This window comes from Streptomyces oceani (genome assembly GCF_001751245.1).
Classification (GTDB): Bacteria; Actinomycetota; Actinomycetes; order Streptomycetales; family Streptomycetaceae; genus Streptomyces; species Streptomyces oceani.
Genome location: NZ_LJGU01000114.1, coordinates 324,828 through 338,581 on the forward strand (window position 1 = coordinate 324,828; position 13,754 = coordinate 338,581).

The window sequence follows — 13,754 nt, forward strand, 5'->3', positions numbered from 1 at the left end:
GCCTCGACGCGCTGCGTGACACGGACGCCGACGCGGCCCTGATGTTCCTGGTCGACCAACCGGGCGTCACGGCGGCGGCCGTCGACCGGGTACGCCGGGCGGGCCCGGCCCCCGACGTCCTCGCCGCGGCGTCCTACGCGGGGCGTCGGGGGCATCCCGTACTGCTCGGCTCCCGGCACTGGAGCGGGGTGCACGCGAGCGCGGCCGGTGACCGCGGGGCACGGGCCTATCTGCGTACGCACGCCGACCGGCTTCGGCTGGTGGAGTGCGGCGACGTGGCGACCCCGGAGGACGTCGACACCCCGGAGGATCTGAGCCGGCTGGCGCCCTGAGCGGCGGGGCGACAGGCTGACCGGACAGCGGGCGATCCACCTCGATCCGCCTCAGGCATCTCGTGACGGCAGCGGTGGTACGCGCGCGTGACACGCGTGGCACGCGCAGGACTGAGCCGCACGCCCACCACTGTGTGGCACTCCGCGCCACGAACGATGCGAATGGGTCGTACGCCACGTGTCTCGACATCAACAAAGGATTGAAGTTCCACTATAGGGAAACTAGTATCCACAGGTCAGAAGCATCCTAGAAGCCGTGACGCGTCCGTGGCCGTGCTCGCGGCGGGCCGGGAAGGTCTGACACCGGGTGTCGGAGGCCCCGCCCGCCCCGCGGTCCGGGCCCGTCACCGAAGGAGTGACACACATGTCCGCACCAGCGCCGTCCCAGCCGATCACGGTCGACGCGCCACCCGTGGACCGCCAGGACGAGGTGCTGACGGACGCGGCCCTCGCCTTCCTGGCGGAACTCCACCGCCGGTTCACCCCGCGCCGCGCGGAACTGCTGGCCGCCCGGGAGGAGCGGCGGGCCGGGATCGCCCGCACGAGCACGCTCGACTTCCTCCCGGAGACCGCGCACGTACGCGCGGGCGACTGGCGGGTCGCCCCCTCCCCCGCCGCGCTGAACGACCGCCGGGTGGAGATCACCGGGCCCACCGACCGGAAGATGACCATCAACGCGCTGAACTCCGGAGCCCGGGTCTGGCTCGCCGACTTCGAGGACGCCTCCGCTCCCACCTGGGAGAACGTCATCGGCGGCCAGCTGAATCTGACGGACGCCTACGAGCGCCGGCTGGACTTCACCGACGAGCGCGGCAAGTCGTACGCCCTGCGCCCGGCCGAGGAGCTGGCCACCGTGGTGACCCGACCGCGCGGCTGGCACCTGGACGAGCGCCACCTGCGGCTGGACGGCGAGGCACTGCCCGGCGCCCTGGTGGACTTCGGGCTGTACTTCTTCCGCAACGCCCAGCGGCTGCTGGACCTGGGCAAGGGCCCGTACTTCTACCTCCCGAAGACCGAGTCGCACCTCGAGGCGCGCCTGTGGAACGACGTCTTCGTCTTCGCCCAGGAGTACTGCGGCATCCCGTACGGCACCATCCGGGCGACCGTCCTGATCGAGACGATCACCGCGGCGTACGAGATGGACGAGATCCTCTACGAGCTGCGGGACCACGCCTCGGGGCTGAACGCCGGCCGCTGGGACTACCTCTTCTCGATCGTGAAGAACTTCCGGGACGGCGGCGCCCGGTTCGTCCTGCCGGACCGCAACTCGGTCACCATGACAGCGCCGTTCATGCGCGCCTACACGGAGTTGCTGGTACGCACCTGCCACCGGCGGGGAGCACACGCGATCGGCGGCATGGCGGCGTTCATCCCCAACCGCCGGGACCCGGAGGCGAACGAGCTCGCGCTGGCCAAGGTGCGCGCGGACAAGGACCGGGAGGCCGAAGACGGCTTCGACGGCTCGTGGGTGGCGCACCCGGACCTGGTCCCGGTCGCGCGGCAGTCCTTCGACGCGGTGCTCGGCGAGCGTCCGCACCAGAAGGAGCGGCTGCGCGAGGACGTCCGGGTGACCGCCTCCGACCTGATCGCCGTCGACTCGCTGGAGGCACGTCCGACGTACGAGGGGCTGCGGAACGCCGTGCAGGTGGGCATCCGTTACATCGAGGCGTGGCTGCGCGGCATGGGTGCCGTGGCCATCTTCGGGCTGATGGAGGACGCGGCGACCGCCGAGATCTCCCGCTCCCAGATCTGGCAGTGGGTGAACGCCGAGGTGGTGCTGGACACCGGGGAGACCGTCACCCCGGAGCTGGTTCGCCGGGTCGCCGCGGAGGACCTGGCCGCCGTCCAGGCGGAGGCAGGCCCGGACGCCTTCGCCGCCGGCTGCTGGCAGACCGCGCACGACCTGCTGCTGCGGGTCGCGCTGGACGAGGACTACGCGGACTTCCTGACCCTGCCGGCGTACGACCTGCTGGACTGACGGTACGCCCGTTCCGGACCCGCGGGGATGCGGTCGGTGCCGCTCCCCGCGGCCTCGGTCCGCCCCTGACGTGCGTGTACGCTCGCGTACGGCCCCGGTCACGAGCCCGCGCACACCTTGACCGACCACCCCGCCAAAGCATGCGAATCGGGGCATACAGTGTCAGAGTGAGTCGCGTCAACCAGCTGGCGTACCACCGAACGCCGCTGACCGGTCGGGAGTGCGGCATGGAGGCTCGTGGAAGCACGTCCGGTAGGGCACCGGACGCCGAACCCGCGCCGGAAACCGCCCCGGCCGGCTGGCCGATCGACACGGAAACCGCTCTCGCGCTGAACCGCACCGGCTCCTTCGACTGGGACATCGAGCGCGGTGTCCTGCATCTGGACGCACCCGCCCTGGCCGTCTGGGACCTCTCCCGTGCGGAGTACGACGACGACCCGCGCAGTCTCTCCCGCCGGCTGCCCGCCCCCGAGTCGTCCCGGCTGGACACGCTGATCGCCCAGGCGCTGGAGAGCGGGAAGCCCGACTACGGCGCCTACTTCCAGATCCAGCGACGGGACGGCACGGTGCGCTGGGCACACACCCAGGGCACCGTCTGGCGCGACGAGCGGGGGCGGGCGAGCCGGGTCATCGGCATCATGCGGGACGCCACCGACGAGCTGAGCCAGCCCACCGAGCGGCTCGCGCTGAACGCGGAGGGGCTGCGGCACACCTCCGTCGTGGAGCGCACCACCGCGGCGCTCGCGCACGCCCGTACGGTACGCGAGGTCCTGGAGGCGCTGGAGAGCTCGCGCGGGATGGAGCAGGTGGGGGCCGTCAGCGTGCTCGTGGGGCTCGTCGAGAACGGACGTGTCCGGCTGCTCGGCGGTGGTCCGGCCGAGCATCCGCCGCAACTGCCGTACAACCGGCTCGACGACCCGCTGCCGATGAGCGAGACGGTACGCACCCGCACGCCGCGGTTCGTCGTCTCCCGGGAGGACTTCGCTTTCCGCTACCCGCGCGTGCTGCCGTACGTGGAGAGCGTAGGCGCGTCCGCCGGGGCGTACCTTCCGCTGATCGCCCAGGGCACTTCCATCGGCTCGCTGGGACTGCTCTACCAGTCCCAGCGCGACTTCTCGCCCGAGGAACGCGACCTGCTCACCGCGCTGGCCAGCAGCGTCGCGCAGAGCGTGCAACGGGCCCGGCTCTACGAACAGGAGCACGAGCTCGCAAAGGGCCTCCAGGAGGCGATGCTGCCGCACACCGTCCCGGACATCCCGGGCGTACGGGCCGCGGTGCGGTACCGGCCCGCGCACCAGGGGCGGGACATCGGCGGCGACTGGTACGACGTCATCCCGCTGCCCGGCGGCCGGGTCGCGGCCGTCGTCGGCGACGTGCAGGGGCACGACACGCAGGCCGCCGCGGTGATGGGGCAGTTGCGGATCGTCCTGCGGGCGTACGCGGCGGAGGGGCACTCGGCGGCCAGCGTCCTCTCCCGGGCCTCGGCCTTCCTGAACGACATGGACACCGGCCGGTTCGCCACCTGCCTGTACGTCGAGGCGGATCCGGTCAGCGGCTGGCTGCGGGTCGTACGAGCCGGTCACCTGACGCCGATACTGCGCCGGCCGGACGGCAGTTGCCGGCAGTTCCCCGTGCTGGGCGCGCTGCCGCTGGGACTGTCCGCTCACTTCGAACTCACCGAGCATCCGGTGACCACGGTGGAGCTGGAGCCGGGCGAGACCCTGGTGCTCTTCACGGACGGCCTGGTCGAAGTGCCGGGCGGCAACCTCGAGGACGGCCTCGGCGCGCTGGCCGAACGCATCCGTACGGGCCCCGGCGACGTGGAGCGGCTGGCGGACGCCCTGTGCGAGGTGCCCGAGGGCTTCCCGGGCACCGACGACATGGCGCTGGTGCTGCTGCAGCGCGAGGCCACAGCGGCCACCCAGCCCGGCCGCCGGCTGCACCAGCACGTGGCCGCCGGTGACCCCGAGGGGCTGTCCGCCGTACGCGACATGGTGCGGGCCGCGGCCCGCTCCTGGCGTGCCGGGGAACGGGTGGAGGAGATGGTGCTCGTGACGGACGAGCTGACCACCAACGCGCTGCTGCACACCGGCGGAGGCGCGGTGGTGACGGTGTATCCGCTGAGCCAGGAGCGTGGGCGGGTGCGGGTGGAGGTGACGGACCGCTCGAGCACCCACCCGCAGTTGCGTACGCCCTCCGACACCTCGCTCGCCGGCCGGGGTCTGCTGCTGGTGGACCAGTTGGCGGACATGTGGGGCGTCGAGTCGCGGGGCACCGGCAAGTGCGTGTGGTGCGAGTTCGCCAACCCGCAGGAGGGAACCAGCGGAGACGGCCGAACCACCCGAGACACCGGCGACAGCGAGGACGGCGGGAAGCCGAGCCGCGACCCGGCACCGGACTGAGCGCCTCAGCCGGCGCACCGCCGCCGAGCGACGTCGCCGGCGGGCGTACCGCTCACACGGCCACCGGTACCGGCTCGGTCCACGCCTCACGGAGTAGCCCCATCATGCGCCGTACGAGGTCCGGGTGCTGGTCCGCGACGTTCTGTGACTCGGCCGGGTCCTGACGGAGGTTGTACAGCTCCACCTGCCAGCGGTGGTCCGGAATCTCGCGGTGTCGCCCCGGGGCGAAGCGCACGAGTTTCCAGTCGCCCTGCCGCAGCGCCTCACACAGCCGCGCGCCACGACCGCGGTCGGCGGCCTGCGAACGGGGGGTAGTGTGCGGGTCGTTCCGGTACCAGTAGAGGTACGGATGGGCACCGGGCCGCTCGCCCCCGGTCACCAGGCCCGCTATGGACATGCCGTCAAGGTCCTCCGGCACCTCGGCTCCGCCCAACTCGGCGAGCGTGGGCAGCAGATCGGTGAGCGGGGTACGACGGTCGGTCTCGGTGCCGGCCGAGACCCGGCCGGGCGCCCAAGCGATCAGGGGGACCCGGATGCCGCCCTCGTAGAGGTTCCGTTTGTAGCCACGCAGTCCGCCGTTGGCGTCGAACCGCTCCGGGTTGACCCCGGCCTCCTCGTGCGGCCCGTTGTCGCTACTGACCAGCACGATGGTGTCCTCGGCCAGGTCCTTCTCGACCAGCAGGTCGACGAGGTCGCCGACGAGCCCGTCCAAATGGCTGATCTGGGCGGCGTGCCCCTTGTTGGCCGCTGACCAGGAGCGCGAGGCGTACGAGGCGTGCTCGAGGTAACGACTGGGCGCGTGCGGGGTGTTCGGGGCGACATAGAGGAGGAACGGCTCGTCGGCCGACGCCCGCCGGGTGACGTAGTCGAGTGCCCGCTGCCGGAACAGGTCCGGCGCGTACACCGCACGCCGGCCGTGCTTATTGGCGGGCAGGGCGACCTGCTTGTCGTTCTCCCAGAGCATCGTGGGATAGAAGTCGTGCGCCCGGCCGTGCGAGACATAGCCGTAGAACTCCTCGAAGCCACGGTTGTTCGGGTGGCTCGGCTGGTTGGGCTCCTCCGGCCCGAAGCCCCACTTCCCGAAGCACGCGGTGCGGTAGCCACGCTCCCGCAGGATCTCGGCGAAGGTGGTGTCCTCCTCCCCCAGCGACGCCTGGGCGCCGTGTAGGGGGTTGTTGCGGACGGTCGCGTGTCCGGAGTGCAGCCCCGTCAGCATCGAGCAGCGGGACGGCGCGCATACCGGGGCGGGGGCGTAGGCGCTGGTGAAGCGCATCCCCTCGGCGGCGAGTTGGTCCAGCCGCGGTGTGCTGATGAGTCGCTGTCCGTACGATCCCAACTCGCCCCAGCCCAGGTCGTCGGCCAGCACGACGACGATGTTGGGTCCGGGTCTCTCACCGTCCCCGCCCACCGCCGTGGTGGCCTCCCGGACCACCCCGCTCTCGGCGAGGGTGGCGACCGTCCCGGTGAGTCCGGCCAGGCCCAGGGCGACGGTCCCCCCGGCGAGGACCTGGCGGCGGGTGCTGGTGGCGTGCAAGGGGCGGGCTCCTTCGGGGCATGACGTAAGGGATCATCATCACCCATCCGGCACGTCGCTCCTCGCCACCCCTCTGCTCGGCACTCCGCCGCTGGTCCGCCAGGACAGCCTGCTGAGCTGCGGTTTCCACCTGTCGCTGGACCACCGCGAGGAAGTCCGGTGTCCGCATCGATATGCAGTTGGTACGGAATCCGGACACCGACCACGGGCGCTCCGGCCGCCGGTGCCGCGTGCGGGCGGCGCCTCAGGAGGAGGCCGCCGGCGAGTCCCGTACGCTCGGCTCGCGCTGCCGGCCGACGCGCACAGTCTGTTCGGGGGCGGACTCGGCGGTCGCGTCGTCGGGCGCTGCCCCGGCCCCTTCCTTGGCCGCTTCGTCCGGGGCATGGGCCGGCTCCGGGTCCGGGGCGGCGGCTGGTTTCCCGCCGAGGTGGTTGAAGAGGTAGTTCAGCACGATGGCCACGATGCAGCCGGTGGAGATGCCGGAGTCCAGCACGATCCGGGCGCTCTCCGGGAAGGCGTGATAGAAGCCGTCGGCGGTGATCGGGATGACTCCGATGGCGAGTGAAACGGCCACGATCATCACGTTGTTGTCCCGCTCCAGGCCCGCCCTGACCAGGGTCTGGATGCCGCTGGCCGCGACCGAGCCGAAGAGCACCACGCCCGCGCCGCCGAGCACTGGCAGCGGCACGGTGGCGATCAGCGCCGCCGCGATCGGCACAGGCCCATCAGGATCAGGAAGCCGCCGCCGACCGCCACCACGAAGCGGCTACGCACCCGGGTCATCGCCACCAGACCGATGTTCTGCGCGAAGGCGCTACAGGTGAAGCCGTTGAAGAAGGGGCTGAGGAAGGACCCGAGGGTGTCCGCGCGCAGCCCCGCGGCGATGGTCCGCTCGTCCGCGGGCCGCTCCACGATCTCGCCGAGTGCCAGCATGTCCGCGGTGGACTCGGTCATCGAGACCAGCATGACGACGCACATCGAGATGATGGCCGCGGCCGCGAACTGCGGACCGCCGAAGTGGAAGGGCGTGGGGAAACCGACCACATCGGCCTCACCGAGCGCGCTGAAGTCGGTGAGTCCCACCGGGATCGCGATGACGGTGCCGATGATCAGCCCGAGCAGCACGGCGAGCTGTTTCACGAAGCCGCGGGTGAAGCGGCGGAGCAGGAGTACGACGACCAGGGTGACCGCCGCCATGGCGATGTTCCGCCCCGCGCCGTAGTCGTCCGCGGCCTCGTCCCCGCCCTGTGCCCAGTTGAAGGTGACGGGCAGCAGCGAGATCCCGATCAGAGTGATCACGGTGCCGGTGACGACCGGCGGGAAGAACCGCACCAGCTTGCTGAAGTAAGGCGCGATGAGGAAGCCGAGAGCCCCCGCCACCAGTACCGAACCGAAGATCACCGGGAGCGCGTCGTCCGGCCCCTCCGAGTTCACGATGGCGAGCATCGGGGCGACCCCCGCGAAGGTCACGCCGTTGACGAACGGTAGTCTGGCACCGATCTTCCAGATTCCGAGTGTCTGCAGGAGCGTGGCGATGCCGGCGGTGAACAGGCTGGCGCCCATCAGGAAGGTCAGTTCGGTGACCGAGAGACCCACGGCCGTACCGACGACCAGTGGGGGCGCCACCACGCCGGCGTACATGGCCGCGACATGCTGTAGGCCGGCGGTGAGCAGCTTGAAGGGTGGCAGGGACTGATCGACGGGGTGCTTCTCCGTCGGATCCGGATGGACATCGGGGACTGGTGGCTCCCCGGGAGCGTCCGGGGTCCTGCCTTGCGCGCTGAACCTGGGCGTCTTGGCCACGCCGGTTCCTCCTGTCGGTTGCACGGGTGTCGCCGTCGACACGCGGTTTCAGGGAGGTGGTGCACGTGCTCGGTATGCGGTTGTGCGGTCCTGTCGCGCCGTGATCCTTCGGTGGACGTTCCCGGAGGCTCGGCGTGCGGCCGTGCCTCCGGGAACGGTTCCGCCAGGCGACCCGCTCGGTCGCCTGGAGCCGGCCGAGGCCGTCCCCTCGGCCGGAGTCCTTGTTGCGCCGCCGCGCGCCACGCGCCGACCGGCCGTCCGCGCTCGGTTCGCCGCCTGGCGTTCGTACCCGGTGGCGGCGTGCCTCGGTGACGCCAGTTCGTTGGTGGCGGCGGGTGTGGGTGAGGTCTTGGCGGTACGGCGCCGGCCGCTCCTGCCGGCGCGGCACCGTCGCCCGTGGCAATTCCCCCACGGGACGCCGTGCTTCCTCTTGTCGCGCTCTCGGCCGATGTCCGGCCAGCGCCGCGGATTCCCCGCCGGGGCCGTGACCGGCGTAGCGGCCCACGGCTCCCCGCGGTACGTGCCCGATGACCGTGGATCACACGGCTCCGAGCGGTCTGTCCGTCCGTTCCGTCCTGCTCAGCGTGCTGTTCAGGCTTCGGCCGCGATACGGGCGAGGCGCCTGGCCTCGTCCCGCGCGGCGCGTGCGACGTCCTCCTCCTCGACCGTCGTCAGTCGGCCCTGCTCGACCACCGGGCTGCCACCCACCATGGAAAGGGTGACCGGGGCGGCGGCACCGAAGACCAGGGCCGCCACCGGGTCGGCGATGGTGGAGTGGCCGAGCCCGTCGAGTCTCCACAGCACCAGGTCGGCGAGCTTGCCGGCTTCCAGCGAGCCGATCTCCCGTTCCCGACCCAGCACTCGGGCGCCTCCATGGGTGCCGAGCCGCAGTGCCTGCCGGGCGGTCAGGGCACGCTCACGATGCGCCCCGAGACGGTTGACGAGCAGCGCGTTGCGCAACTCGGTGTGCAGTTCACCGGATTCGTTGGAGGCCGTCCCGTCCACGCCGAGACCGACCGGAACCTCGGCCGCCAGCATGTCCGGTACCCGCGCGATGCCGGCGGCCAACCGGGCGTTGGAGGACGGGCAGTGCGCCACGCCCGTACCGGTGCGGGCGAAGGCGGCGATGTCGGAGTCGGTCAGGTGGACGCAGTGCGCCATCCACACGTCCTGGCCCAGCCAGCCGGTGGACTCGAAGTAGTCGGTCGGGCCCATGCCGAACAGCTCGTGGCAGAACTGCTCCTCCTCCCGCGTCTCCGAGCCGTGCGTGTGCAGCCGTACGCCCTTGCGGCGGGCCAACTCGGCACTCTGCCGCATCAGTTCGGTGGACACGGAGAACGGCGAGCAGGGCGCGACCGCGATCCGCAGCATGGAGTCGAAGGAGGCGTCGTGATAGCGGTCGACGGCCTCCTCGGTGGCCCGCAGGGCTCCGTCCGTGGTCTCCACCGCGAAGTCCGGGGGCAGTCCACCGTCCGAGACGCCTCGGTCCATGGAGCCACGCGCCGCGGTGAAGCGCACGCCGGTCTCTCGCGCCGCCCGGATCTCGGCGTCGAGCAGGTCTCCTGCGCCGCGTGGGTGGATGTAGTGGTGGTCGGAGACGGTGGTGGCACCGCCGCGGGCGAGCATCGCCAGGGAACCGCGGGCCGCGGCGTGCACCATCGGCTCGTCGATCCGCGCCCAGGTGGGATAGAGCGCGACGAGCCAGTCGAAGAGGTTGGCTTCCTGGGCGAGTCCTCGGGTAAGCCACTGGTAGAAGTGGTGATGCGTGTTGACGAGGCCCGGCGTGAGCAGGTGTCCGCTGCCGTCCACCCGCCGCACGACGTGCTCCAGCCCCGCCGGAGCGGCGCCGGCTCCCACGGACTCGATCACCCTGCCGCGGATGACGACATGCCCGGAGGGGTACTCCGTGTCCGCGTCGTCCACGGTGGCGATCGCGCAGTTCTCGATGATGACGCGCTGTTCCGGAGCCGCGGGGGCTGCTGGGTCCGCGGAGGCTGCTGGGGCTGCTGGGTCTGCCATGGAGTCCTCGTTCTTCCGGGCGGATGGGCACGGCAGGGCCCTGGGGATTTGAGTGCCGGGGCCGTACGGCGGCCGACGGGACGGGCTCGCCGCACCGTTCGTGCTCCGGGTGCCGCTGCACGGCGCGTGTCACGCGCCGTTCGGTTGTGGTGTGCGGTCGGATTCGGGGTCGGTCCTCAGAGGTTCGTCAGGTCGACGGGAATGCGTGACTCGGCGCCGTCCCGCAGCACGGTTCCCTCGATCAGGCCGTACGGCCGGTCGGCAGCGTAGTAGACGGCCCCGTCGGCGGCTGCGTTGCTGATGTCGAACGGCTCCAGATCCACCCGAAAATGATGCTTGTTCGGCATGGAGAAGCGGATCTCGTCGATCTCCGCGCGACTGTTGATCACCCGCGCACCCATCTGGTAAAGGGTCTGCTGTAGGGAGAGCGAATAGGTTTCGGCGAATGCCTGCAGCAGGTGCTTCTTCGTCTGTGCGTAGGACTTGTTCCAGTTCGGCGGACGCTGCTCGGAATCGACCCAGTTGTGCCGCCAGACTCCGGTGACCTCCGTCGCCAGAATACGGTCGTAGTCCTCCTGGAGCGTGGTGTAGCGGTCCTTGATGTAACCCCAGAACTCCGAGTGCGTGGAGTTCAGCACGGTCAGCCCGCTCAGGCCGCTGAGCACCTCCCAGTCCGTGCCGTCGAAGGTGATCTGGGCGGTACGCGTCTCCTGGCCCTGCCGTACGAACGAGTGCCGAACCTCGTCCGCGCCGATGAACCGGGAGTTCGCGTCCGAGGTCGCGATGCGCTCCCAGGCGTACTCGGACACCCGGATACGAGCCCGCCCGATCGGCTCCTGACTCGTAACGAAATGCCGCGCGAGCCGAATGCCGAAATCCTCGGGAGAATCGATGCCGTGCTCCTTCGCGAAGGCGTACACGGTGTTCTTGGTGGTGTCGGTGGGCAGCACATGGGCGTTTGATCCGGAGTAGTGCACCTCGTCCAGATCACCGGAAAGGGCCACCGAGACGTTCAGGTCCCTGATGTGGTGGGTGTCGCCGTCCCGGGTGATCTTGACGACGCGGTTCTCCGCTTTGCCGTACTGGTTCTGGCCGAGAATCGTGGGCATGTGGGTGTCAGCTCCCTCGGTACACGGAGTAGCCGTACGGGTTGAGCAGCAGCGGCACGTGGTAGTGCTCGCCCTCGGCGACCGTGAAGGTGATGGTCACCTCGGGAAAGAAACTGCCACTCTCCCTTTCCGGAGAGGCGCTGTCCCTTGTGCGGGGGGCGTCCTGCTGTTCCTCGGCTGGCTTGTCTGTCGTACGGGCGAGGTACGGCCCGGTCTCGAAGGTGAGCCGCACTCGCGCCGTGCCCTCCGGCAGCGCCGGAAAGTCCCTGCAGCGCCCGTCGGCGTCGGTGCGCGAGAAGCCGTGTTCCCGCCAGTCGCCGTCGGTGGCGCCGCGCAGTTCGAGCCGCACTGCGACGTCCGGCGCCGGCCGGCCGACGCTGGTGTCCAGGATGTGCGTGGACACCGAGGTGCGTCCCGCGGGGTTCTCGCCACTCATCGTCATGCTCCTTCGTGTGCGAGTCGGGTGAGCCGGATGCGGTTGATCTTCCGCAGTTCCGCGCGGACGCGTTCCCACTCCTGTTCCGGCGAGTTGCCCAGGCGCTCGCGCGCCGCGTCCCGCATCGCCTCGGCGCTCTGTCCGGTCGCGCAGATCAGGAAGACGTGTCCGAACCGCTCCTGGTAGGCGAGGTTCAACTCGAGCAGTTCCTCCCGCAGTTCCTCGGAGGCGCCGGCCATGCCGCGCTGCTCGCGAGTCGAGGCCGGGTCGCCCGGCTTCGGTCGGCCGATGGGCGGGTGCGCGGACATGGCCTCCGCCAGGTCCATCGACGTGAGCGCCGAGGTCGCCAGGTCACTGCCCTGGCACAGCGCGTCGGCGTCGGCGTACGGCCGCCCGTCGAGCAGCCGGTCACTCCAGGCAGTCGACGCGCACACCTCGTGCAACGCGTCGCGCGCGGGGGCCGGTTCGGCACTGTTGAACCAGGTCAGACCCGGAGTGGGAGTCGAAGTCACGGGGGCCTCCGAGGCCGTGGGGCTTTCGGGATGGGAATAGCTAAGTGCCCGCCGAAGCAGACGTCAACACTTTGTTGAAATTCTTCGGAACTTCTCCCCACGGCCCCGCCGGAAACAGTGACCGCACCTCTCCGAGCCGGGACAGCCCGCACGCGAGCGACGCGAAGGACACGACTACACACCGTGGATGCCGGCATGCGCCAGGTATCCGAGAAGCGGTTTCCGCCGTGTCGGTCACCACACTTTTTTCGTGACCCACAAAAGGCCGCTGACCTGGTGTTATACCGAAGACACCGGCACCCCTGGCTCAGCCGTCGGAATTTCCCTCGCCGGCGGGTCTTGCCCGACAGGGTTAGTACGTGTTCGGATCAATTTCATCAGGACGCCGGCTCACCCTCACCGCCGGTTGCCCAGACCGCAGCACGAAGGCTCTCCGAGCCGCGGATCCTCCTCGGAGCGTCTCCCCGTCGCCCGCGTGCCCCGCCACCGCCCACATCGGAACGCCACTGGCGGCTCCGTATCCGATTTAACCGGGAAGAGGTTGTTATGTTCGACTTTTCGTCCGTGGACCTCCTGGACGCGTTCACCCGTGAGCTCCAGCTCTGCAAGGTACGAGAGGGCGAGCACGTGGTGGTCCTCTCCGAACCGGGAAGCCGCGGCGACTACGTCGCCGCCGCGTTCGGCGCGGCGAAGACCCTGGGCGCGCGCGTGATCGCGGCGACCGTGCCGGGCGGCAACCCCGACCCCTCACCGAGCACCCACACGGGGGCCGGCCCCGGCCTGTCCTCGGTGCTGGACGACGAGGCTGCGCAGGACCTGCTGAAGTCCGCCGACCTGGTCGTGGACCTCACCCGGGAGGGCTTCATCCACGCTCCCGTGCAGCAGGAGATCCTCAAGACCGGCACCCGCATCATCTTCGTCTGCGACGCCCCCGACGTGCTGATCCGCAACCTCCCCAAGGAGGGTGACAAGGCCCTCGTCGAGCGGGAGGCGGCGCTGATGAAACGTTCATCCACAATGCGCGTCACCTCCGTCGCCGGCACCGACCTGACCGTGCAGTTGCAGAACGCCCACCCCGAGTACCAGGTCGGCTTCGCCGACGACCCGGGCCGCTGGGACCACTGGCCGAGCACGATGGTGCTGTGCTGGCCGGAGATCTCCGACGGCCGGATCGTGCTGGCCGAGGGCGACATCCTGCTGCCGTTCAAGGAGTACGTGCGCGCCCCCGTCACCCTGGAGGTCGCGGGCGGCCACATCACGGACATCAAGGGCGGCGCGGACGCCAAGATGCTGGCCACCTTCCTGGACGACGCGGACGACAAGTGGGCTCGCAGCCTCTCCCACATGGGCTGGGGCCTGATGCGTAGCGCTGACTGGTTCGCCACCGCGCTGTACAGCAAGGGCGACCTGATGGGCATGGACGCCCGGGCCTTCGCCGGCAACTTCCTTTGGTCCACCGGACCGCACCCGATCCTCGGACGCGAGTCGTACGCCCACGTGGACGTCGGCATGCGGGACTGCTCCATCACCGTCGACGACACCCAGGTCGTCACGGCGGGACAGCTCACCGAGCGCTGAAACCCGGTCGCCGTACCGGCGGCCCCCAGACACGTCCCGAAGCATGGAGGA

At 70.4% G+C, this 13,754-nt stretch carries 9 protein-coding genes and 1 pseudogene; 4 read left to right on the top strand and 6 right to left on the bottom strand.

The genetic code is table 11. From position 1 onward, the window contains the following. From AN216_RS08760 to AN216_RS08770, 3 genes are all read left to right on the top strand, one after another. On the top strand, positions 1–332 hold a 332-nt coding region (locus AN216_RS08760; RefSeq protein WP_170843062.1), incomplete at its 5' end, for a nucleotidyltransferase family protein. Positions 333–696: 364 nt separating this feature from the next. After that, positions 697–2,310 (top strand): malate synthase A, encoded by a 1,614-nt coding sequence (aceB, locus tag AN216_RS08765; protein ID WP_070196023.1) that lies wholly within the window; start codon positions 697–699, stop codon positions 2,308–2,310. A gap of 227 nt (positions 2,311–2,537) precedes the next feature. Continuing rightward, positions 2,538–4,712 (top strand): SpoIIE family protein phosphatase, encoded by a 2,175-nt coding sequence (locus AN216_RS08770; RefSeq protein ID WP_070196024.1) that lies wholly within the window; start codon positions 2,538–2,540, stop codon positions 4,710–4,712. Positions 4,713–4,764: 52 nt separating this feature from the next. On the opposite strand, the gene AN216_RS08775 is transcribed toward AN216_RS08770, so the two are convergent. From AN216_RS08775 to uraD, 6 genes and pseudogenes are all read right to left on the bottom strand, one after another. Next, positions 4,765–6,246 carry an arylsulfatase gene (locus tag AN216_RS08775; RefSeq protein WP_070196025.1) on the bottom strand — a complete coding sequence of 494 codons (1,482 nt, stop codon included), beginning with the start codon at positions 6,244–6,246 and terminating at the stop codon, positions 4,765–4,767. A 244-nt stretch (positions 6,247–6,490) separates the two neighbouring features. Then, positions 6,491–8,049 (bottom strand): annotated as a pseudogene (locus AN216_RS08780) (nucleobase:cation symporter-2 family protein). A 591-nt stretch (positions 8,050–8,640) separates the two neighbouring features. Then, positions 8,641–10,068, bottom strand: coding sequence for an 8-oxoguanine deaminase (locus tag AN216_RS08785; RefSeq protein WP_070196026.1), 1,428 nt, complete (start codon positions 10,066–10,068; stop codon positions 8,641–8,643). 176 nt (positions 10,069–10,244) lie between these two features. Continuing rightward, positions 10,245–11,177, bottom strand: coding sequence for a factor-independent urate hydroxylase (gene pucL / locus AN216_RS08790; protein ID WP_070196027.1), 933 nt, complete (start codon positions 11,175–11,177; stop codon positions 10,245–10,247). Between the two features lie 7 nt (positions 11,178–11,184). Next, positions 11,185–11,613 carry a hydroxyisourate hydrolase gene (uraH, locus tag AN216_RS08795; protein ID WP_070196028.1) on the bottom strand — a complete coding sequence of 143 codons (429 nt, stop codon included), beginning with the start codon at positions 11,611–11,613 and terminating at the stop codon, positions 11,185–11,187. Positions 11,614–11,615: 2 nt separating this feature from the next. Beyond that, a complete protein-coding gene (gene uraD, locus AN216_RS08800) occupies positions 11,616–12,125 on the bottom strand; it encodes a 2-oxo-4-hydroxy-4-carboxy-5-ureidoimidazoline decarboxylase (protein WP_070196029.1) in 510 nt (169 codons plus the stop codon). 546 nt (positions 12,126–12,671) lie between these two features. Between uraD and AN216_RS08805 the strand changes: the two genes are divergently transcribed. After that, positions 12,672–13,703, top strand: coding sequence for a 2,5-dihydroxypyridine 5,6-dioxygenase NicX family protein (locus tag AN216_RS08805; protein WP_070196030.1), 1,032 nt, complete (start codon positions 12,672–12,674; stop codon positions 13,701–13,703). Positions 13,704–13,754 lie beyond the last annotated feature (51 nt).

Bases quoted from the DNA above. Each gene is read 5' to 3' on its own strand.
- aceB (WP_070196023.1), top strand. From the start codon at position 697: ATGTCCGCACCAGCGCCGTCCCAGCCGATCACGGTCGACGCGCCACCC.
- AN216_RS08770 (WP_070196024.1), top strand. From the start codon at position 2,538: ATGGAGGCTCGTGGAAGCACGTCCGGTAGGGCACCGGACGCCGAACCC.
- AN216_RS08785 (WP_070196026.1), bottom strand. From the start codon at position 10,068: ATGGCAGACCCAGCAGCCCCAGCAGCCTCCGCGGACCCAGCAGCCCCC.
- pucL (WP_070196027.1), bottom strand. From the start codon at position 11,177: ATGCCCACGATTCTCGGCCAGAACCAGTACGGCAAAGCGGAGAACCGC.
- uraH (WP_070196028.1), bottom strand. From the start codon at position 11,613: ATGAGTGGCGAGAACCCCGCGGGACGCACCTCGGTGTCCACGCACATC.
- AN216_RS08805 (WP_070196030.1), top strand. From the start codon at position 12,672: ATGTTCGACTTTTCGTCCGTGGACCTCCTGGACGCGTTCACCCGTGAG.